The 21,537-nt window shown below is 59.6% G+C and carries 13 protein-coding genes and 2 pseudogenes; 6 read left to right on the top strand and 9 right to left on the bottom strand.

Features of this window, described 5'->3' with window-relative positions:
* The first annotated feature begins 47 nt into the window (after nucleotides 1–47).
* The gene (ybiA, locus tag NKI47_RS18230) at nucleotides 48–554 is read left to right on the top strand and encodes a riboflavin biosynthesis intermediates N-glycosidase (protein ID WP_352592219.1); all 507 of its coding nucleotides are present in this window, start codon (nucleotides 48–50) and stop codon (nucleotides 552–554) included.
* Nucleotides 555–559: 5 nt separating this feature from the next.
* On the opposite strand, the gene NKI47_RS18225 is transcribed toward ybiA, so the two are convergent.
* The 7 genes and pseudogenes from NKI47_RS18225 to NKI47_RS18195 form a co-directional block, all read right to left on the bottom strand.
* Entirely contained in the window at nucleotides 560–1,474 is a 915-nt protein-coding gene (locus NKI47_RS18225; RefSeq protein WP_352592216.1) for a PfkB family carbohydrate kinase, read from the bottom strand.
* A 23-nt stretch (nucleotides 1,475–1,497) separates the two neighbouring features.
* Nucleotides 1,498–3,432 carry an HAD family hydrolase gene (locus tag NKI47_RS18220; protein ID WP_352592213.1) on the bottom strand — a complete coding sequence of 645 codons (1,935 nt, stop codon included), beginning with the start codon at nucleotides 3,430–3,432 and terminating at the stop codon, nucleotides 1,498–1,500.
* Complete coding sequence (locus NKI47_RS18215) at nucleotides 3,429–4,559, bottom strand: hypothetical protein (protein WP_352592211.1); 1,131 nt, start codon at nucleotides 4,557–4,559, stop codon at nucleotides 3,429–3,431. Before NKI47_RS18215 ends, NKI47_RS18220 begins: the two co-directional genes overlap by 4 nt.
* On the bottom strand, nucleotides 4,559–6,457 hold the full coding sequence (locus NKI47_RS18210) for a hypothetical protein (protein ID WP_352592208.1): 1,899 nt from the start codon (nucleotides 6,455–6,457) through the stop codon (nucleotides 4,559–4,561). Before NKI47_RS18210 ends, NKI47_RS18215 begins: the two co-directional genes overlap by 1 nt.
* Before the next feature lie 7 nt (nucleotides 6,458–6,464).
* Nucleotides 6,465–7,586 (bottom strand): phosphoribosyltransferase-like protein, encoded by a 1,122-nt coding sequence (locus tag NKI47_RS18205; protein WP_352592205.1) that lies wholly within the window; start codon nucleotides 7,584–7,586, stop codon nucleotides 6,465–6,467.
* Nucleotides 7,587–8,178: 592 nt separating this feature from the next.
* A complete protein-coding gene (locus NKI47_RS18200; RefSeq protein ID WP_352592202.1) occupies nucleotides 8,179–8,553 on the bottom strand; it encodes a VanZ family protein in 375 nt (124 codons plus the stop codon).
* 462 nt (nucleotides 8,554–9,015) lie between these two features.
* A pseudogene (locus NKI47_RS18195) lies at nucleotides 9,016–9,850 on the bottom strand (IS5 family transposase).
* Nucleotides 9,851–10,247: 397 nt separating this feature from the next.
* Here NKI47_RS18195 and NKI47_RS18190 point away from each other — a divergent pair.
* The 5 genes and pseudogenes from NKI47_RS18190 to NKI47_RS18170 all read left to right on the top strand — a co-directional run.
* On the top strand, nucleotides 10,248–11,354 hold the full coding sequence (locus NKI47_RS18190) for a trypsin-like serine peptidase (RefSeq protein WP_352592199.1): 1,107 nt from the start codon (nucleotides 10,248–10,250) through the stop codon (nucleotides 11,352–11,354).
* Between the two features lie 4 nt (nucleotides 11,355–11,358).
* Complete coding sequence (locus NKI47_RS18185; protein ID WP_352592196.1) at nucleotides 11,359–13,542, top strand: tetratricopeptide repeat protein; 2,184 nt, start codon at nucleotides 11,359–11,361, stop codon at nucleotides 13,540–13,542.
* Between the two features lie 10 nt (nucleotides 13,543–13,552).
* Nucleotides 13,553–14,902 (top strand): amylo-alpha-1,6-glucosidase, encoded by a 1,350-nt coding sequence (locus NKI47_RS18180; protein ID WP_352592193.1) that lies wholly within the window; start codon nucleotides 13,553–13,555, stop codon nucleotides 14,900–14,902.
* A gap of 35 nt (nucleotides 14,903–14,937) precedes the next feature.
* Nucleotides 14,938–15,798: a phosphotransferase family protein gene (locus NKI47_RS18175; RefSeq protein WP_352592190.1), complete on the top strand. Its 861-nt coding sequence runs from the start codon at nucleotides 14,938–14,940 to the stop codon at nucleotides 15,796–15,798.
* Nucleotides 15,799–16,072: 274 nt separating this feature from the next.
* A pseudogene (locus NKI47_RS18170) lies at nucleotides 16,073–16,376 on the top strand (transposase); the annotation flags it as partial.
* A gap of 785 nt (nucleotides 16,377–17,161) precedes the next feature.
* Here the strand turns inward: NKI47_RS18170 and NKI47_RS18165 are convergent.
* Nucleotides 17,162–17,806 (bottom strand): hypothetical protein, encoded by a 645-nt coding sequence (locus NKI47_RS18165; protein WP_352592187.1) that lies wholly within the window; start codon nucleotides 17,804–17,806, stop codon nucleotides 17,162–17,164.
* 37 nt (nucleotides 17,807–17,843) lie between these two features.
* Nucleotides 17,844–21,269: a DNA/RNA non-specific endonuclease gene (locus NKI47_RS18160; protein WP_352592184.1), complete on the bottom strand. Its 3,426-nt coding sequence runs from the start codon at nucleotides 21,267–21,269 to the stop codon at nucleotides 17,844–17,846.
* Between the last annotated feature and the right edge of the window lie 268 nt (nucleotides 21,270–21,537).

Below are 21,537 nucleotides of genomic sequence, written 5' to 3'. Positions count from 1 at the left end.
ATTTGCATAATACTGTTGTCAGGAATTTGCAATGGCGGAGAAGCGCGGTGGCCCAGGTCAACGAGATCAGGTTCTACAGGGCGAGCGAGAAGCCCTATGGCGCGTTCAGCAACCTCTATCGACGCCCGGTCGAGTTCGAGGGAGAGGTGTTCGCTACCTCCGAGCACGCCTACCAGGCCGGCAAGGCGCGAAAGCCCGAAGTCCGGAAATGGCTCATGGACGCGCCGTCGCCGTCACTGCTCGCGATGGCCGCCCACGGCCTATACTATTGGGATGTAGCGCCGGGATGGTCGAAGTTCAAGTTCGACCGGATGCGCAAGGTCCTGGCCGCCAAGTACACCCAACACGAAGACCTACGGGCACTGTTGCTCTCCACCGGGGACGCCGCGCTCATCGAGTCGGCGACGGTGGACAACGAGGTCAACCGCCTTTGGGGCGAGGTCAACGGGGTCGGCCAGAACATGCTCGGCAAGATGCTGGTGGACCTTCGCACGGAGCTGCGCAGCCCGACGGAGCGGATGGATAACTGGCTGAGCCTCGTCGCCGCGGAATAAGCTACCTATTCCCGCAGCGCGTCCCTGGCGGCCCTGGCTCCCTCGGCCGTGAACAGGCCCCTTGCGCCCACGTGTCGGCAGTTCGCGGCGGCAAGTCGCTGACCCGCTCTAACGCCGGCGACGACCGCCTCGACGGTCAGCCCGATCCTTCCGACCCCGAGGGACACCAGGTGGTCGATCAGTCCCACGCTCACCATGTCGCCCGAGCCGCAGGTGTCTACCACCTCTTCCACGTGGTACGCGGAGCAGGAGACGGCCCGGTTCCGGTGAACGACTTCCAGCCCTTCCGAGCCTCTCGTTATGACGGCATACAGGTGGCTGGCCATGTGGTCGTCGAGCACCGCCCGGTCTAACCGGTCGCTGGAGAACTTCAGGATCGAAGTCGCCTGCAAGGCACGGCGGAAGAGAGCGAGGTCCGAAATCTCCGACGGCTCGAAATAGACCGTGCCGCCCGCGCTTGCCGCTGCCTCCATCGCCTCGACGATGGCAGGGCTGAGGCGATCGGCGTAAAACACCCGGCACGACCTGGTGACAGCCGACGAGGCGTCAACCTGCCGGTTCATGATAGGCGTGTATTTCGGAAGCCTGGTCAGCGTCTCCGGACATATCGAGCTGAAGCTGTGCTCGCCCCTCTCTGTGTCCAGGTACTGGACCAGCACCGGAGACAGCTGATGCTCGCGGCGGTAGATGTAGCTGGTGACCGCGCCCGCTGCCCGGAACGCGTCGACTAGATGGGACCCCACCTCGTCCGCGCCTAACCGAAGGATCGGCGCCACGCTCCGGTCGAGCATGGCCAAGGACCACAGGACATTGGCGCAGGACCCGCCAAGTCCCTCCGCGGTCAAGACCCCGGCCTGGTAGATCCGATCGAGGACGGCGAAGCCGGTCCCCGCTATCTGCACATCGCGTGTCGTGGTCATCGAGTGCTCACCAACGTAAAGAATCACATACGGATAGGACCCCGCAACGAAGCGATATCCAAGCGAAAAGTCGCGTCGGGCGACGGAACGGCTGCCTGCAGTATCCGTAACAACGCATCCGGGCCTCGAAGGTTTGCCCCGAAGAGCGACCAGCAGACGTCAGGTCGGTGGCATACTTGGTCTACGCTGAGACCGAAAGGCTTGCCGAGCAGGTCGAAGTCGTTTCCCACCGGATGTCCGCTGTCGCCGACGCGCAGCATCGCCGCATCCGGGACGTGCAGGCGCTGCTGGATGTATTCGATCACGCGCAGCTTCGAGCTGGTCTTGGGGATGATATCGACCGAATGCATAGAGCGGGCGAGCACGATGTCACCAGCGATGACAAGTGGAGCGTTCCGCAGTCGTGCCATGAACAGTCCCGGATCGGCAAGCGCGGCGAAATCGATCGAGATCTGCACCGGGCTGATACGGGCCTCGGTCGGCAGGCCTATCGCCTCAAGCCACTCCCGCATGCGATCCATCACGTCCGAGGCCGGGGGCGGGGTGTCGCGGATGTCGATATTGAGGGGCTGCACGTATCCCCCGTTGTAATAGCCCATGACCACGTTCTGCATGAGCCGCGCAGGGATCACGTCGCGCAGTCTCTCCCCGGCAGAGCCACCTCTTCCGGTCGCTATGCCGAGTCGCACACCGTGCTCCAGCAACCTGACAAACTGTTCTACGATTCCCGCGGATGGGAGCACGAACCGATCATGCGTGTGGACGATGGTCCCATCGTAGTCGAGGACGACGGCACGAAAGGCCGCCTCAGCGAGGCGGTCCATCATGATCGCGTATTCTGCGTCGAGGTCGTCCGGTAGGTCCGCCGGCTGATCGAATCGCCGTCTCGCTTCGATCTTGTGGCGCACGGCGGGATTCAACCGCGAACTCGTCGTCACCAGCCCGCGGCCCTCGTAGACCGCCTTGGCGAACGGCCCTGCACCCGGCTTGCCCGGATCCACGCCGTGGGCGTCCCCTATGGCCCCCACGACGGCAAGCGCATCCACTATCGCAATCGCAGCCGCGAACCGGCCTCCAGTCCCGTAGTGCAGGGCAGCGGTCCGTGTGACTTCCGGAAAGGCGCCGGACAACTCCGACCAAATATCCGCCGTCAGGTCGGTCGTCAGCGCGAGCACCAGCGAGCGGGTGCCGCGGCGTGCCAGCCAGACGTGTCTCCCGTGCGCGAAGTTCCGCAGGTCGGTGCGCTGGACCGGACTGAGAGCGGTCTCCCAGATGGAAGTCTCGATGGTCACGGCTGCGGCCCGGAGCGCGGGGTCGGCCAGCAGGATCAATGCATCTTCGGCATCGAGCGCCTCAATGGCGTGACGGTCGAAGAACCCGGCAGCTGGTCGAAGGCGTTCGGCCAGCGCCGCCTCGAAGGCGCCACCCCGGTCGCCGGCGCCGAAAGGATCGACCGCCCGGTCGGTGGCCAGCAGCAGGCCCGCTACCGTCGCGACGAGCGAATGGGTGGAGAGGAAGCCGTCCTTCTCGTCAGCAACCGGAAAAACGTGGCCGGTCGAGTTCGGCGCCACCGCGATCTCCTTGAGGGCCTGGGCGGCGGGATTGCTGGTGATCAGCCGCACCTCGCGCGCGCCGCGGGTGCGGCATGCCTCGACGGCGGCGAGGATGTCAGGGTTGTCACCCCGGCCGGTGAAGAGCCACACTTGGGCATCCGAGAGGTCCTCGGTCCCGAGCACGAAGTCCAAGGGTGTCTCGACCTGGGTAGGGCGAGGGGACACGTCGCGGCGGCAGGTCGCAAGAAAATGGGCTGACGCGAGCGATCCGCCGGACCCCACGGCGACGGCGCGGAGACCTGCGCCATCGGTCATCGCGGTGGCCACCGCCGCGATCGCGGCATCGTTGCGGCCCCTGACCGTGAGGTGCAGCCCGTTGAGCTTCTCGCGGAAAACCCCGGTCATGCGTGGACCGGGCCGGACGAGGCAGACGCTGCGGCGGCCACGCCGTAACTGTCGTAGATCGACCCATCCAGCCAGAGGTGCACCAGTGTCATCCGGTCCTGCTGGACAGCCTGCACCTGCGGGTTGATATCGTAGCGCAGCGCCTCCACGTACTGGACTGGAAGGGAGTGGCGTATGGCGGCCATCATCGCTCCGGCAGCCATGACCTTGCTACCGACGGGCGAGAGAATGAGCTGCGGCGCGAAGACGCCCTCTACGGTTCGGTCGTAACGGTGCTTCAACGTATCCAAGGTCCGGTAGGCATCGAGCGGATTGCGTTCGGAGACGTACATGTAGTCCCGTGGATCGACCGACCAGTCACCCCTGATCTCCTCTCCGTACTCCTGGATCAGGGCATCCGCGCGTCTCGGATCGGTGGCCGGGAACGGAAGGATGGGACAGACTTTGTAGATATCGTCCAGTCCGACCCTGATCTTGGCAAGGGTCGCCCTCTTCCCCGGGGCGAGCTGCGGAAGCCAGATGCGGGCGGGCCTGAGGCTGGTAGCCATGCCAAGGGCGCCGCTGAAGCCGCGGACCGCCTGGGACCTGGCGGAGGGTTCGGCTACTATCCTGGCATCGAGATCCGGGTCAGACGCGATCATGAGGTGGAAGTTTAGGGTCGGTCGCCCCTCGGATCTTTCGAGCACTAGCTTCGCCGCGGGGAACGCGACACCCAACGACAGCGCGCTCATGTCCAGGACGATGTCCGTGACGTCGTCCGGGATCTTGTACCGTCGCAGCCGCTCCGCGATCCTGGCGCCCCCGATGGGAGCGTTGTCCTGCTCGTCGAAAATCGGGACGGCCCAGACCTCCGCACCAGGCGCAATGGCCTTTAGCGCGGCCTCGTTGCCTTCCGCCACTTCGACCAGGTCTCGGTCCGGCTGGCCACGCTCCTCCCGGATATAGATGGCACGCAAACGCCCGCCTTGCGCCGCCGCGAGGTTTTTCGAGACTATCTGCGAGCGCGGATCAAAACCGGCTCCGCCTATCAGCAGGCACTTCCGGTCCGGACGCGCGAAATATCGCGCGATGAAGTCGAGCGCGGTAGAATCGAAGTGGGTGACGCAGTTGCTCCAGTGCTCGCGCATCACTCGTCCTCCTCGATGAGTCCGGCGAGCTCCTTCGCGGTGCGCTCGAGGAAATTGCCGCGTCCGAGGTCGAGTCCGTACTTCAGGCAGACCGGTCCGGATAGTTCGAGCAGGCACCACAGCTTGTTGCCTTGCCCGTAATCGCGCACCGCCGACAAGGCCCCGTAGGCAAGGGCATACTTCAGGACCGCGGGGAGCTCGCCGCCGTCCTTGAGCAGCTGCTGCATCTCGCTTTCGAGCACGCCTATCGAGTTGGCGCCACCGCCAAGAGGCGCGTTCGGGAGGGTCGCGTTCTCGACGCATTGCGCCGCCAATCCCTCGACTAGCGCTTTTACCTTGCGGGCATAGGGGAACAACCACTTCTCGATGATATCGGCTCCCTTCGCTTGCAGCACGTCGGCCTGCTGTGCGGGCGTCAAGGTCGGATCCTGACCCCGGATTACCTTCGTCTCCATCCGACTTACAAGTTCGCCGGCGAGCTGCAGGAAGAGCTCGGCGTTTTCGTCGGCGGCATCGCAAAGGTCGTCCAGGCCGAAATGCAGGGGTCTATCGTAGAGATGATTGAGGTGTACCCTCGCGGCATCGAGTATCTGCGACTTCGCCTTCACCGGAGTGGGCGGCTCCGGGTCGTCGAAGAGCGAGAGCGTCTGACCTTGCACCCGACCGGCGTACCTATGCATGAGGACGCGCGTCATGGCGGCCTCCACGTCCTTGCCGCGATCGATGGCGCGGGTACCCTGCGAATAGCGGTGGACGACTTCCTCGAGCCTCGCCCTGCGCGATGCCGCGATCGAAAGCCCCGCCTGGTCGCGATCGAGCAGCTTCATCAATTCGCCTTGCCGCGCATCGGACAGCGTTGGCGGCTGGGTGCTGAGCAGTCCCCTGAATGTCTGATGGCCGCGTTCGCGTAGCGGGTCTACCAACAACAGGTACCGGTTGGCCATGTCGTTAGCCATCTTCCGGAATTGCTTGCGGTCACCGTTACGGGAGCCCTCCATCACGATGTCCAGGTAGTCCCGGTCGTGCTTGAGGCCCGGCAGCGCATCTTCGTCGGTGGACCTGAAGACCGCGCTCGGACTCAGGGAGTCCATGCGCATCATCATCCACCGGCCGATCTTGATCTCGCGCCTGGTCAGCGCCCGGAAAAGTGCCGCGTACTGCTCCGGATGCAGGCTGTGCACGTCGTCGAGGATCACCAGCGGCCGGAGCCGGAGACGCTCACCCTTCCAATCGATCTCGAGTTCCCGGATGGATTCGAACGGCTGGTAAGGGGCCTGCGCCAACTCCGGGATGTCCGATAGCTCCGGCGGTATTAGGCTCGCCCCGATCCCGTATATGACCTCCTCCACGAGCCGGGCGCGCTCGCGCATCCCGCGACTGGTCGGGCCGCCGATCCGGGCGGCCTGCGCGTCCTTGTCGGACTTGGTGGCAACCTCGATGCCGTCGACGTCGCGATAACCGTTCGTCGTCAGTGTCCTGAACAGCCCGAGCACGGCGCGGGCCTGGATGAGCCCCAGCATCAGCTTGGTCTTGATCGCGGCGTCGTACGGCAATTCCCAGAAGTCGCGGTATTCTGACTCCATCGGGATCCGAATGGCCACGACCTTCGGCCGCTCACCGTCCGCGAACTGGGCATCGGTAAGCGCTGCGGCCAGTGCACGGTTCCCGGCAGTGGACTGGTCCATGAGAACGGCTTCGACGAGGCGGAACTCCACCAGCGAGGCCATCATGGTCTTCCCGGTGCCAGGGCTACCTATTACGCGGACGGGAACGTCCAGCAGGTCGTGTACGCGCTTGTGAGACGCTATGAACGTGTTGAGCGGTTCGGGACTGGTGATCTGCAGGAACGAGGCGGTATCGCGCAGATATTCGGTCGCCCGGCGGAGGAAGGGATTCATGGCAGTTTCATCCGTGGCGATCGCGGCGCCTGAACAAGGGGCGCATGGCCTTCCCGTGGCCTTCGTCCGGCGTCTCGGCCCAAAGGAGCGGGATGCTGTTGTTGGGTGTATTGTGGTCCAAGATCAAGGGCAGGGCACACTCCGCGTAACCCAGCTTGACCGACGGTATGCCCGACTTCTTGAGGTGCTTTTCCAATCGCTTGTCCAGCGCCGGATCGTGGTAGCGGTCGCAGAGATCGAGGATACCCCCGTCGTGCGGCACGGAAAGCTTCAGGCTCGCGGGCAGCCTCAGCCCTTCGGTCACGATGACATGCCCGAACGTCCTGTTGTTCCAACCGGCCATCGCCAAAGCGAGCATCGCGTCGAGCTTGGTCCGGGCCTGGTCGCTGGAGATGTAATGGTGGATGTGGAGCGCATAGCCCTCGACCAGGGGGAACTCCCCGCCGCAGTGCTCCCGCGCATCCTTCACGCGTTTGTCGAACTTCGACAGCTTGCCTTCCCAACCGCCATCGCCCTGTCGCACGAACGTCGTGCCCGAAGCCGTGAAATCGTCGACCAGGTAGACCCGCTCGAATTTCGCGCCGGCGCCCTCGTCCTTGACCAACTCCTTGTTGAGGTCCTTCCATTTGTCGTCGTCGATTGCCAGGGTCGCTACCACCTGCTCGGTCGATATTCGCCCGGAGTTCGCCCGCCGGAGGATGTCAGTGCGGCTACCGTCGCTCATGCCCACGAACAGTGTGCGCCGCAGCATGCTTTTGAAGCAATCGGCGCCCTCCTGTGTCTCCCACACCTCATATGGTTCGATCGCCAGCTTGGCGGCGACCGCGGCCCGCAGTGCCGGGGTCACTACCTCCGGGAAGAAGATGTCTATCAGGCATTGCAGTTCGGCCGGGGAGACGTAGACCACCCGCGCCTTGAAGAAGTCGTATGCGGTCGGCCGGTCCGGCGGCGTGAACTGCTTCAGCCACACAGCGAGGCTCTCCACGAACCGCACCCCTGCCCTGAAGTCGGAATATCCGTCATACTTGATGGAGGACATCATCCGCAGCCAGCCGTACTCGGAAGTGGCCCGCGCGTCGTCCCAGTCCATCACCTCAGCGATCAGGCTAAGCGCCATATCGTCCGCCACGTCCCCTCCCGATTCGCAACTGACGGCAGTGTGGTGAATTCCCCCAAATATACAATCGTTCGATGTACCCTGCACCGGCGCGTCGTAACAGGTGGCAATCGGTCGTACATTTCGGTTTGAGATTGGCGGCTGCTTTTGGAACTCGCTCGCGCCCACCTGAACGACCGGCATGAGGCGCATTGCCGTCCGGCAGCCTGTGGGCCGGAAGCGGCCAATCGCTAAGTATAGAAATGACCCAACACCGGCCGCCCTTGGCGAGTGTGCTCCACCCATTGCCCTAGCGAATAGCGGCCTGACCGCCGCAGCCACGACCCGCGCAAGCCCTCCTGAACCCCAGCTGAACGCCGCCTTCAGCCTTAGTTCGAGCGTTCGAACGGCATCTCCCAAAAAGAAGCCGTTCAACCGCGGTCCCGTCCGCCAAAGGAGACGCTCTCATGATCCGCAATTCTTTCATCGCAACCGCGCGCAAAATACATGCCTCTCAATTGAGGTCTAACGCAGCGATGATTGTTAAAGTCCGCGCTCTGATGAAAAAGAGAAGGCCATAACTGGCTTTACGCGGCCGATTAGCCCCAGCTTGACAGGTCGTGACCTAAAAGAATCCGCTGACTAATTTCTTTGTCCAGCTTGCAATTGCGAGCCCGCAAGCGATGCCGACACAATCGGCAAACCAGTCGAACATATCCATGTCGCGGCCTATCATTTGCATGCCCTGGAGGATCTCGATCGCGGCGCCGGTAAGAGCAAGAAAAATGGTCAGTCTTGCCCTGTGCTCTGGCCAACCGAGACTGCCGATAGCCGTCAACACGACGAACGCTGCGGCGTGATTGAGCTTGTCATCATGAGAGGTGAAGCCGAAGCCAAAATTCTGCAAAAGCCACTCCGGTAAGAGTGCGAGCAGGAGGACACCGGCCAGTGTGACCAGAAAAGCAGTCCTTGCCGCGATGGGAAAAGATCTTGCACGCAAAAAAATGGGGTCACTCCTTTTCCGACGCTAGCAGGCCGGTACTTCGAACATAGCCGTCCGCACGTAGCGGCACATCGGGAACAGAGTTCGCTGCCGCGGGAGGGCTAGGCAAAAGCCAGTAGCTGGCCTTCCGCGTTCAATGCGGCAGGATCAGGGCGGGCGTCAACCACCCGAGAGCTGAGCCGCTCATGCTCCAGTATTTTCGGCACGCACCGTCTGCACCATTTGCGAAGTTCTGACCTGCCACTGAACTGTCATCCAGTGGCGATTAGAGCCTTGGCCGTTTCTGTTACGCCTCTTGGCGCGAGTTGAGCAACCGGCGGAGGCGCGGAGCCTTCCATCAGCACAGCGTCGGAGCCGGTTGCGGTGAAGTGCCCAACACCAAATACCGCTACGTGGTGGTCGACAATCGGACCGTCGTCGTTGATCCCGGCACACGTAAGAGCCTGACTCGAAACTCGGTTACGCACGACGCGGAGCTGCCATGCGGCGAAGCATGAGGCGGATCGAGGCGATGAATATCCATGCCTCGGCGCTTGCGATGGTCGCCTCGAAGTCCTTGGCGAGCCGGCGACAACGTCCTAGCCAGGCGAAAGTTCGCTCGACGACCCATCGTCGCGGCAGCACCTCAAAGCCCTTGGCCGCGTCGGAGCGCTTGATGATTTCGATGGTCCATGTGCCGAGATTGGCCAGAGCCTGCGACAGTTTTTCTCCGGCATAGCCGCCGTCGGCGAACAGATGGCGCAACCAGGGATAAAGCCGTCGAATAGAGGCGATGACGCCGACTGCCCCATCCCTGTCCTGGATATCGGCCGTATGCACCGTCAGCCCGACCAAGTGCCCCTCGGTGTCGGTAATGATATGGCGCTTGCGGCCTTTTGAGCTTCTTGCCGGCGTCGTAACCACGCAAACCGGCAACGTCCGTGGTCTTTGCCGATTGGCTGTCGATGACACCGGCGCTCGGGCTCGCCTCGCGACCAAGCGCCAGGCGTGCCGCAGCCACCAAGTGGAAGTTGATGGTCTTCCACAGCCCGTTGTCCCGCCAGGCATAGAAATAGCGTTGAACCGTCGAAACCGGCGGGAACCGGTCCGGCAATGCCCGCCACTGGCAGCCGGTCCAGGCGATGTAGAGGAGCGCGTCCACGACCGCTCGAAGTTCTGTCGTCCGCGGTCATCCCGTTTCCTTCGTTCCCGGCAGGAACGGCTCGATCAATGCCCATTCCTTGTCCGTCAACGCGTTTGCATCTCGCTGTCCCGCGCGGCAATATCGCCGGCGGGTGGTCTCCGTCCAACCCATGTCGTAGTCCCGTTCAAGTCTAGACAACTCAAACGAATCACAACGGACGGGGCCACTCAACCGCTTCCACGCTCAAAACCGAGTTTCGGGTCAGGCTCTCAGTTAAACCGATTTTGTCCCATTGGTGCTGACGCCGGACAATTCAAGTCGACCACTTTGCTTTGCACAAACACTTGCGCTTTAGAGTTATTGACTCGGTGTTATTTTTTTCATCCTTTTCCGTACATGCCAACAATATCTTGATTGGAGAAATTCGGCTAAATAGGTGATGATGATGAAGCCCAGCCGCCGCTTAAAAAATCAGAGCGGGGCTCGACAACATTTGTAGCCTTTGCTCGCGATGATGATCCGATTTTACCAGGGTCGGTTCCCCGGAATTTCGATCACGGGAGAAGAAATGATGGCACTGCTTCGACTGAAGAACCCGCAGCTTCTCAATTTGAGAAACCTGTTAAAAGAAGCATTTCCGTATGATCGCTTTGCAGAACTGCTGATGCTACTGGACAAGAATATCGACGATTTTACCGCCAGAAATACGGCATATCCGACCGCCATCCTTGACAGTCTTAAGCACGCTAACGCTCAGCTTTGGTGGAGGGATCTCCTCCGCGAAGCATGCAACGAAGTCGCGGATCCCCAATTGCACCAATTTGCGGACGTAGTTGGATTTGCGCCGAATTTCGTCGCGGTCGACGCAAGCGGCATCCATGTACTTAAAGGCCGCAATCTGGAACTTAGGATCAAGGCTTCCGGAACCACCTTCGACATTGTGACTTGGCGTCAACGGGTTGCCGAGATAGAGAACCGCGTCTGTCGGGTCGAGGTTCCGGAACTGGACGCGCGCGGAACGGGGTTCCTTGTCGCCCCCCAGCTTGTGCTCACAAACTATCATGTCATTGAGTCCGTCCTGAAAGGTCTGACCGCGCCCAACAAGGTTGTTTTCCGATTCGACTACAAAGTCCTTGCGGATGGTGTCACAATTGGTAGTGGAAAGAAGCACCGGCTGGCCAGTGACTGGCTTGTTGACCACAGCCCCTACAGTGTAACCGACTTCGAGTCGGAGCCCAGGGACGATGCCGACAGCGAAGAACTTGACTACGCTCTGCTCCGACTCGAAAGTCCAGCCGGCGACGACGCTGTCGATGGCACTCGGCGCGGATGGATCGAGGCGCCGTCGATCGCGCACGACTTCATGCAGTCGCGCGCGCTGTACATTGTCCAGCATCCCGACGGCAAGCCGATGCAGGTGGCGCTGGATTCTGAAGCGGTGATTAAAGCGACGCCATCTCGCGTGCGCTACACCACCACCACCGAGCCTGGCTCGTCCGGTTCGCCCTGTTTCGGGGCAGACTGGCGGTGGGTTGCTTTGCACCATTCGGGCGATCCGAAATATTGGAAAGAAGGCAAGAAACCTGAGTATAATCAAGGCATCCCCACGGAAACGATTGTGAACCTGCTAACGAAGCGGGGAAAGGCTCAAATGCTACCCCCGTTAACGGTATGATGTGATGCCTTTCGTCGAGCTCACAGGTTTGCAACAGCTGAGGCTCCGCAAGGCGCTCCGCACAATATTCGTCGACGAGGCTGGATTCGACGCATTGCTGCTTCTTTTCGATACGTCTCTTGCGGATATTTCCAGCACACGAGATAGGTTTCCGGACCGGATACAGTCTGTTATCGGTGAGGCTCAGGCCAAAGGGTGGTTGCTTGACCTCATTGGCGAGGCGCGGCAGCAAGTTCCGGATGATCCTGCGCTTAAGCAGCTCGAAGAAGAGCTTACAGCCAGAACGCTTGGATACCGGGCAAGGCAGCTTGAACCGCCACCGAAACTTTGGAACGTTCCGCGACGGCAGAATCGTTATTTCACCGGGCGGACAGACCTCCTAAAGAGCTTGCGAGACGCGCTTTGCAGCGGTGACCCAACCCTATCGGTCCAAGCTCTGTGCGGTTTGGGTGGTGTTGGCAAAACGCAACTTGCTGCCGAGTATGCTTTCCAGAACGCTGGCGACTATCGCCTTGTATGGTGGATAAAGGCGGAGAGCTTGGCCACCCTTGCGTCGGACTTTGCGAGGCTGGCGAATGAGCTCGGGCTAGCTTCGGTCGGTCTCGCAGAAACGGGAACGTACGACCAGCCCCACCTCGTGTCTGCTGTTCGTCGCTGGTTGGAGACAAACGACGGCTGGCTTTTGATCTTCGATAACGCCGCTGGCCCCCAGGAGCTAAGCGCCTATCTTCCGCAAGCTGAGATTGGGCATGTATTGATAACAACCCAAAACCTTTCCTGGCAGGGTCAAGCGGAAGTTGTTGTCGTTCCAGAACTCACGCCATCCAGTGCAGTCGAATTCCTTCTGAAGCGAACGAAATCGAAGGATGCGGCGTCGGCTGAACAGCTTGCCTCTGCGTTGGGGGAACTCCCGCTGGCGCTTGAGCATGCGGGCGCCTACATAGACTCTTCAGGATGCCTTATTCGTGAATATTTGACTCTGTTCGTTACAAAAAAAGAGCAAATATTTCAGAGATTCGAGGCTCCCCCTGGCTATCCTTTTACTATAGCAACAACTTGGGAGCTGGCCTTCAAAAGGATACCTTCGGAAGCAGCTGAACTCCTCCATTTGTGCACTTTCCTAGCCCCCGAAGGCATCTCACGGGCTTTGCTGAGAAACGGCGCGCAATGCTTGCCTCTGTCGCTAGCGAGATCTGTTACGGATCATCTGGAGTGGAACGATATCATGCAGGCGCTGCGCCGTTACTCGCTGCTTTACAGACGCGATGATGTTCTGAGAATTCACCGTCTCGTGCAATTCGTACTCCTTCATCGGATGAAGCCTGACGAACGGTGCTTCTGGGCTGATGTCGCTGTTCGGCTCGTGGCTGATGCCTTTCCGCGTGACGAAGGCAGTTCTGTAAGTTTGCGGGAATGTGAGAGCCTCCTCCCACACGCGCTTGCGGCGTGCGGGTGGGCCGAAGCTTTGAACGTGCAAGCCGAGAAGACCTGTCTGCTGCTGACGAAAGTGGGGCATTTTTTGAGAATACGAGCCCAATACGCGGAATCCAAGAGCGTCCTCGAGAGAGCTCTGAAGATCGCAGACAATACTTACCCGAAAGGGCACCCGGAAGTCGCGGCCATAATCAACAGTTTTGGGAGAACTCTTCATAGCTTGGGAGAAAACGCAAAGGCGAGGAGAGCCTTCCATCGTTCGTTGAAAGATTATAAGGCATGCTACGGGACCAGCGATCCGCAAGTCGCTCGCGGTTATAACGACTACGGTAGCGTCCTCCTGACATGCGGAAAGCCTAAGAGTGCCATCAAATTTATTTACCGGGCAATGCATATCGATGAGAGTATTCATGGCCGATCTCATCCGGATGTGGCTCGAGACAGGGGGAACCTCGGCCGCGCCCTTCACGCTCTTGGGGACCTGAATGGAGGGCGCAACGAGCTCGAGAAAGCCCTGAGGATCCACGAGGCACATTTTGGACCGAACGATCCGCGCGTGGCGGACGCCTTGAGCAATCTAGGTCTTGTCTTCCGGTCGCAGCACAATATAACAGCAGCGCAGGCGTGTTTCGCGCGGTCTCTTCAGATACGCGAACAAGTACTTGGCAAGCAGCACCCTTCGACGTTGAGAGTTCGAGATCGTCTGACATCGCTCGCTCGTGCGCCAGCCGTCGCGGAAGAGCGGCAAAACTGAGACCGCGCAATTGACCCAAATCAATGGCACCATCGATCTTGACGCTCTGGCCGGCACGCTTTGCAAGTTGGGTGGGGTAGGCAACGTTCGCGATCTTGGCTCGGCCGGACCTATGAGGGCATCCGCCGATGACACTGGTTTGTTTCACTGCCTTTTTGGCAGGGACGCGATCCGCATGGCCTTGGACCTACTCGAAGATTTTCCCGAGGTGGCGCGCACGACGCTGGTGACACTCGCTATGCTTCAGGGGGTTCGCATGAACGCACGGTCTGAGGAGGAGCCTGGGCGCTTTCTCCATGAGCACCGTATGCCGGATGATCCTCACGCTGTTCGCCTGAACGAGTTTTGGGATTGGCCTTATTACGGTGCTGTTGATACTACGCCTCAGTGGATTAACCTCCTTACGATGTATACGGCCGTCCAAGGCTTCGACATCCTAAGGGAAGAGTTGACAGACCGGCGATCGCGGATAGTAAGTATTCGCGACAGCCTCGTTTCTGCCGTGGAATGGCTTCTGGGTCGTCTCGACGATGCTTCCGGAGCCGGCTACTTGTGGGTTCGCCGAGCGTCCGACAGCGGTAACCGTAGTCAAGTCTGGGAGGACTCTTCGGACGCCTTCCATGACGAGAATGGGATTCTCTTCGACGCGTCGCGACCGTTTGCGCCGGTGGCTGCTCAAGGATATGCCTACGATGCTCTTTTAGGTGCTGCAAACCTTCTGGAACACAGCAACGTTCTCTCAGCCCGGTCGCCCTCTGAACTTCGGCGGCGGGCGGTGCAGCTGCGAGCGATGACCCTGAGGCATTTTTGGCAGCCAGACCTTCGAACCTTTGCTCACGCGCTTACGATTGACGCTCATGGGGTCGCCACCCCAGTCCGCATCGTGGCCTCCGCCCCGGGTCATCTGCTTGCGACAAAGATATTGGATGGCGCGGAATTTTGCCGTTTGAGAGACACCCTTGCCTCCCGCCTGCTTGAGGACGACATGCTAGCAGGCGCAGGAATTCGAACGAAATCAACACGCGATCCATTGTTCCGGCCAGGCGCGTATCATAATGGCTCGGTCTGGCCGATGGATACGGGTGTCATCGCGGACGGGTTGAGACAGCACGGCTATGTCGAACAAGCCGACGATCTTGAGAATCGCATTATTTCGGCATGCGCAACAGTCGGCGATTTCCCCGAATTCTTCAGAGGCGATTTGGACGGGCGGGTTTCCATCAACCGTGAAAGTCTCACCTATTTACGAGACGGCAGGCTCCACTTTCGAGAGCAACCGCCGCAGATCCATCAGGGCTGGACGACGACGCGGGTCTGGCGCATTCTGAGAAGACGTGGAGCCGTATCGCCAGATTTATAGTATATTAGTCTCGGCAGGATTAGGACACGTTCTTGTTGGCGAGCTTCGTAGATCAGATAAAAACAGCTTTTCCCGAGTTGGAGATTCATACTATCAACAGGATGGCTGGTCAATTCAACGATATCGTGACAGTCAATGACGAGATTGTTTTTCGTTTTCCGAAATACGCATGGATCGCTGAAAAGAGTCCAGCGACATTTCGAATGTTGAGGGCGTTAAGCGATAGGGTTTACCTTCCGATCCCCGTACCCACTCACATGCATTGCGAGTTCGGAAGTTCCATCCTCCGTTATAAATTTATCCCGGGCAGACCGCTCTGGCGCGAGATTGTAACGTCCTTGGATACCAGGACGTTGGATCGGTTGGCCACTCAATTGGGGACCTTTCTAAACAGTCTGCACCAAGTAAATCCATCGATCATGCCGTTACACAGCGAGACGAATCTCGATAGTCGTCAGAATGTGTCTGAGATGTACATGAATATCGAGTACAAGCTGTTTTCCTATATGAGCGCGCGGGGCCGAACCGCTATAAAACACCATTTTGAGTCGTTCCTCGATGATTCATCAAATTTTCATTATACTCCCGTCTTTCGCCACGGTGATCCGGGGCCTGGGAACGTCCTATTTGACCCGGAATCGGGTAGCCTTAGTGGGATCATTGATTTCGATTTTGCCGGTTTCGGTGATCCAGCCGTTGACTGGTCGATTGCGCTTGAGCCAGTTCTCTACGGGGAGGAATTTGTGGGGCGCCTAGCGCGGCACTTTCCGGTGGACGAGGCTACGCTTGCTCGCGCCAAATTCTACCGCGGAACCTGGATTCTGCAGGAGGCTCTTCGAACTTTCGATGCCGGAGAATTCGAAGCATTTAACCGCGAGATCGCTTCCTATCAATGAAGGTCATCGCGGCGATCTTTGATCCCCGGACCATTGCCCCAGTCGCGACGACGCCAGACGGTTCGGCACAACTGTCAATGCCGCTCGAATATTCCCCAAAAGTGCCGAAGTACAATTCCCAAGTTTCGCCGGCCAGGCAGCTCAGGCTGTCGCGGAGGGGTGTCCGTTTTTCGGTGGCCGGCCGCGCGGCCGCGATGACGTTGCCCCTTTGGCTTAATCGCTTAATCCGGTTTGAAGTTCGCTCTGGCCTCTGGCCCAACGCGAGGACCAGAGAATGAAGCGCAGCCGTTTCAGTGAAGAGCAGATCATCGGGATTTGAAGGAGCACGAGGCCGGGGTTTCGGTGGCCGATCTGTGCCGCAAGCACGGGGTCAGCGACGCCAGCATCTACAAATGGAAGGCGAAATATGGCGGCATGGACGTGTCGGAAGCGAAGCGGCTGAAGACGCTGGAGGATGAGAACGCTCGTCTGAAGCGGCTCCTGGCGGACGCCATGCTCGACAATGCCGCTTTGAAAGATCTTCTCGGAAAAAAATGGTGACGCCCGCTGCTGAGCGAGAGGCTGTCGCGCATCTTCGAACGGCGGATTGTCGGATCCTGAAGGGCATGTACGGCGATATCCGCCTCGACCACCGTCAACGCCTCGTTGGTGGTCACAGACGCTCCGCGGCTCAAAGGCAAAATGACGAAACACGCAGAAACACGCTCAGCAGCGCAGCAGCGCAGCAAGGGAAGCACTAAATGTACGCTCGATCAGCGTGCTGGTACGTGGCGATCTCGAGAGATCGCTACTCTCGGAGAGCGCGCCAGCGGATTAACCACCGGCCCAGGCCCACCACGTCCGGCCGACCTCTACAATTGCAACCACCACAGTTGCGACGCTTGCTGCGCCAATTATGAAGCGCTCTAACGTACCTAGCCTGTGCTCTGTCGCAACCTTCTTGCCATCCCAATGCAGCTCACCATGTTCCGAGACGCCGAGGCGCTCCAGATTAGCTTGCGTTACTTTGTGGACTTTGGACATTTGCGGACCCACTACTAGAATCACTACTAGATTGGAAGGCCAATCGCTTGAAGGTGATCGGCAACTCTAGCGGTGCTGATGGCATAGTTCGAGATTTCCGTCGCGCCACTAAAATGCAGGCCGAAGCCAGCCAACTTATCACTTTCCATGCGAGCCGTGCTTGATAAATGCCGCCAACCACTCGTCGATGATCCGACTCTCGGCAGCGGAAAGACGGCAATATTCGGGCCATCTGGCGCTCGGTCAGCAGAGATAAATTGCTCATCACTGGGCGGAAGACGGATTCACGCGGTTCCTTCGCTCCGAGGCCTGGGACCGCTTTTTAATATGTTGCTGATATTCAACAATGCTTACCTTTTGGTGAGGTTGCGTGGGAGAGGACATCACCGTCGGCGAGTTCCATAGTCTTAAGATCGGTCAATATAAATCCAACCGACGTTCCGCCGCGATAGCTGAGCTGATCGCCTGTGAACAGTGTGGTGAAGAGATGCTTTCTTACCCGATAATGCCCGCAGCTCTTGATGAACTTCGCGGAGAGCAGGTAAGCGCGGGCAACGGCTGTTGCCAGCTGTGCTACCTCGTTGGCGGCTTGAAGCTCAGCCAGCTTCATTCCTGACAATTCTTTGAGCAACTCATCGGCGGCGCCAATCAGCGCTCCCGTCTGTCGAGCCAATAAAGCCCGTGCAGCATCGTTATTGGCAGACGTGCCCGCAGCGTCTGCCAACCGCGTGGCGCAAGGCGAACTGTCGGGCGCTTCGGCAGCCTTGTCGTTTTCGCTCACGCGACCTGCTTCTGCTTCGGCGACAACTTCAGTGGCCGGTTCACCCCCGACCGGATCGCCAGCGCCTGCCGAGTCGGGTGGTTCTGCGAGCAACGGCTGCAACCTCATTTTCAGGACCAGAATCCGCTCGATCACATCGGATTCGCCGAGAGTCTCTCCGACGTTTGCTGGCTCGGATAGACCGGTTAAGCGCGTCTGCGCCACGGCCTCAAAAGTGAAGGCGCATTGGGTGAAGACGGATTCATACGCCCAGCGCTTTCAGCATAACTGCCGCGCCACATTGCTTCGAAACTGCGGAAGGATCGTATTTGCCGTCCTTGACGTACTTGCCCTTCGTATAGTGATTGGAGAAGCTCCAGAGGTAGGGCGTGTTGATACCGCGGCTGCGGTAGCCCCAGCCGTTGTAGGCTTCGAAGCGATAGAGCGCCCGTTCCACCGACCAATCCGTCTGCGAAGCGTAGCCTTTCATCGTCAGCGCGTCGACGGCGCTGGATTCCCAATCGTTCGGCGGGTTCCACTTCTTAGGCCGACCTTTCGGGACCTGGACGGTGCGGGCACTGAGCGGATCTCCGTTATGAAGATGCCCCTTGAAGTTGAAGCTGCCCTCCAACGCATGGGTGACACCTATAAACCACCACGGAATGTCCAGCACGCTGCTGACCTTTTCGTAGCGCGAGCGGAAATCATTCAGCTTCTTGACATACCAGGTTACCTCCCCCTTCCGTTCTGGGCGAACCGTGCAGCTTTGGTAAAGCGCCTTGTACTCGCCTCTCAATTTGGCGAAGTCGGGCGCGGGTGCTTCGTCGCTGGGTATTCTGGATGCCACCTCGCGCTGGTAGGTCTGGAAAAGCCGCGCCACCTCGTCCGCCATCGAAGCATCATCGTCGCCTACGCTTTCCTGAAGCGCAACGATCCGGTGAAGCAGCGTAATGGGTTCGAGTGCTGCGACCTTGGCCTCAAGCGCAGCGAATGCACCGCTCTCAGTACTGGCTTTCACCGGGCCGACCGGGGGAAGCAAGAGTGCATCGTCGACGCTTTCGAGCGGCAGATAGGTGACCTGGCCGGCGTCCATTGACTCGTCGCCGCCCGGAGCTAGTGGATCGGCGCCGCGCAGTGCGGAAAATTTGAAACGGGTCATCTCCTCGATATGCCTGATCGCGACTTGGAATGTTCGGTAGGGACCGAGAACAAAGCCTTCTACTGCCTCGGCACGGCTGCGGCGCTCAAGCAATTCGCGGATGAGATCGCCCTGGCTCAACACATAGCCGGTTGCGTGCAGCCCACCGCCGATCTTGGGCATGACGACGACTTTCCAGAACTCCCGTGGTACAAGGTGTACCTGTCCGCCAGGATTGGAATCCAGCGCAAATTCCGGATCGTCGTCCCGGAATACCGGTCCGGTAAAAACACAAACGCGGAATCCTTCTGTACGCGCGCTTTCTAGAATGTAGTTTTCGAGCCCTTGCCACAGAGTCTTTCCCTGGTTCAAGCTCGCGTGCTGGAATGCTGAATTAGTGTAGTGGAACGTATCGTCGTTTCCCTTTTGTGCATCTTCGCCCCAGTTCGGATCCTCGCGCCGCACCATATGCCCACGGTCGATCTCCGGATCGCGATAGGCACGTTGGCTTGGTTGAAGATTGCGATCGATACGGAGATCGAAAAACCACCTGTCGTCGCCACGCTTGATGCGCCGTGACGTTTCTCCGTCGATGTTAACGGCGGTGACGCGCGGCGACCGCCTACCTTTCGAGTAAAGAACGCCGAAGTGAGTGTAGCGCAATTCGTGTTTGCGTTCTTCGGTCGCGTCCGACGGCTGTGCGAGATCCGTGGCGACCTCTTCTCCGAATTCGGGCCATGGTACCTCCATGCCCTCTCCAAGGAACCCCGGCTGATAGCCTGCGCGATTGGAGAAATCGTCGGTCGAGTGGACGCCGTCTGCCAGTTCTTCGGTGGACTCGGTTAGCGCCACTCCTCCCACGGTCGGCCGCGACGCGGATAGCAGTTCTTTCAGTGTATCGGAGCTGACCGCCGCGTTCTGAATGCCGAACTCACCGGAGAAATGCAGGCCGACAACGGCTTCCTGTTCGAGGCTGACGAGGCAGGAGCCCGAATTGCCGCCAAGGGTTGTGCAGTCGTGCGACAGGACCGTCCCGTCCTCACCAGTCATGATCAGACCCGGAGCAAACCGCTTTACGTCGTAGAGGTCGTTGAAATACTGCCGCATCTGCGACAGGTCGTTTCGGTCGTCGAAGGCGGGATAGCCGATGGTCCCGACGAGTTCTCCGTCGCGACCGCGCCGCTGCGCGAGCGGGACCGGATCCGGCGCCAGCCCATCCCGAACCTCGATCTCGAGCAGCGCGACGTCGGCTTCCGTATCGTCGGCCAGATAGAGGATTTTGATCACAGGGAGGGTGAATGCGTCGTCGGAAGTCGAGTCCACTTCCTCGCGAAGGTCGAGGTTGGCGCCATAGCGCGCACCGATTGGCGACCGCAGGAAGATGCCCGAGCCGTCCCGGGCGCGCCGCGCCACAAGTTTGGCGACATGGCGATTAGTTATGACTTTGCGGCGCCCTCCAGAAGCTTCGGCAACGACGAAGCCCGTGCCACCCCATCGCATCGAATGGTTCACGAACTCGACACGGCCGACGGACGGAACGAAACGATTGATCCGGCCAACCATAGATGCCGTGAGCTGCGGCAGCAGATCAACCTGTTCGAAAACGATCTGGTCGTTGCGAATGAGCATGGGCGGGCGCCCAACCCGCCGCACGATCGCTTCTAGTCCGACGGGATTGCGGACCGCATCGAGCACGCCGCCCGCCGCCACACTTTCCAGGCCGCTGCGAGACCGCTCCAGCGACACAAGCTCGGACGAATCGACGCCGAACCGAGCTGGATCAATGCGTCCTTCAACGACGGCCCGAGCTACTGCAGTAGCTACGTCACCGCGCAGGGCCGTAAAAATGGTTTCCAGACGAGAGCGCGACTCCTCGCGCGCCGGCGCGCTTGGGATCGACGGAGAAACGGGAGTTGAAGCTGAGTCGTCGACGTGGCTGTGGTCGGGAATGCGGCTGTAGTCCGATGCCAGTCCTGGATCGGACTCGGGAATTGACGGGAACTCGTAGGTCAGTGCCATCGCTTCCTCGCCGGAGAAACGCATCAGGAATTCGACCTCGTCGTCTGTATAGGCCGGATCCCAATGCGTATTCTCGGGCACGTTCGAATGGCCATAGTGGCCGCCCTTTGTATCCCACGTGCGCGCATCGCGGTTGTGGCCCCCCGGATCCTTGCCGTTGCGAGCGGACTTGGGGCGACCGTTCGGCCAAGCCTTCGGCACGCCATGAGTGGCTTCAATCCAGCGGCAGAGCCTGGCGACGTTGCGGAGGGTAGCTTTCGACTTCGGACGATGGGCGAAGCCAACCACTTCGATTTGGATGGCTGAATCCCGATTGGTCTGCACACCGCCCGCAGCATTTCTCAACGCCCGCGCGGCGACATTGGTGTCGATGTGCTGATAGACCTTCCCCTCGCCGACCGTAAAGTGAGGATCGGACCGGTTGGCACGAAATGCACTAAAGGCACCGCCAGCGCTCGACCCCTCCGTCGTGTGATGGACGATCTTGAATGGACCACCAGTAAAAGATCCTGATGATCCACTAATAGGCATCCACACAGCGTCTCGATACCTCGCCATAACACTCTCCCTCAGTATAAGACGCCACGATTCGATATGTTACAGAAAACGTTTCTTCAGATTAAATTTGCCACGACGCAACGCATCTTCACAAAAGTGAAGCTATAAAAGTACCATTATTGGGCCGGCTATCGCCGCGCAAGTTTCCACAATTATCTATTACGTACCACTAAAAAGAGGCAAGTGCAATATCGCACTACTCCGCTGGCAATTTGAGCTATCTACTTGACATCGTTGCAAA

Source organism: Mesorhizobium sp. M0633 (assembly GCF_040320645.1).
GTDB lineage: Bacteria > Pseudomonadota > Alphaproteobacteria > Rhizobiales > Rhizobiaceae > Mesorhizobium.
Note: the sequence above shows the minus strand (reverse complement) of the source record. Positions and strands in the feature narration are given on the sequence as shown.

What these genes read in the sequence shown, in the direction of transcription:
- NKI47_RS18215 (WP_352592211.1), bottom strand. Translation starts at nt 4,559, where the DNA reads ATGCGCGAGCACTGGAGCAACTGCGTCACCCACTTCGATTCTACCGCG.
- NKI47_RS18210 (WP_352592208.1), bottom strand. Translation starts at nt 6,457, where the DNA reads ATGAATCCCTTCCTCCGCCGGGCGACCGAATATCTGCGCGATACCGCC.
- NKI47_RS18225 (WP_352592216.1), bottom strand. Translation starts at nt 1,474, where the DNA reads ATGACCACGACACGCGATGTGCAGATAGCGGGGACCGGCTTCGCCGTC.
- NKI47_RS18160 (WP_352592184.1), bottom strand. Translation starts at nt 21,269, where the DNA reads ATGCCTATTAGTGGATCATCAGGATCTTTTACTGGTGGTCCATTCAAG.
- NKI47_RS18185 (WP_352592196.1), top strand. Translation starts at nt 11,359, where the DNA reads ATGCCTTTCGTCGAGCTCACAGGTTTGCAACAGCTGAGGCTCCGCAAG.
- NKI47_RS18220 (WP_352592213.1), bottom strand. Translation starts at nt 3,432, where the DNA reads ATGACCGGGGTTTTCCGCGAGAAGCTCAACGGGCTGCACCTCACGGTC.
- NKI47_RS18190 (WP_352592199.1), top strand. Translation starts at nt 10,248, where the DNA reads ATGATGGCACTGCTTCGACTGAAGAACCCGCAGCTTCTCAATTTGAGA.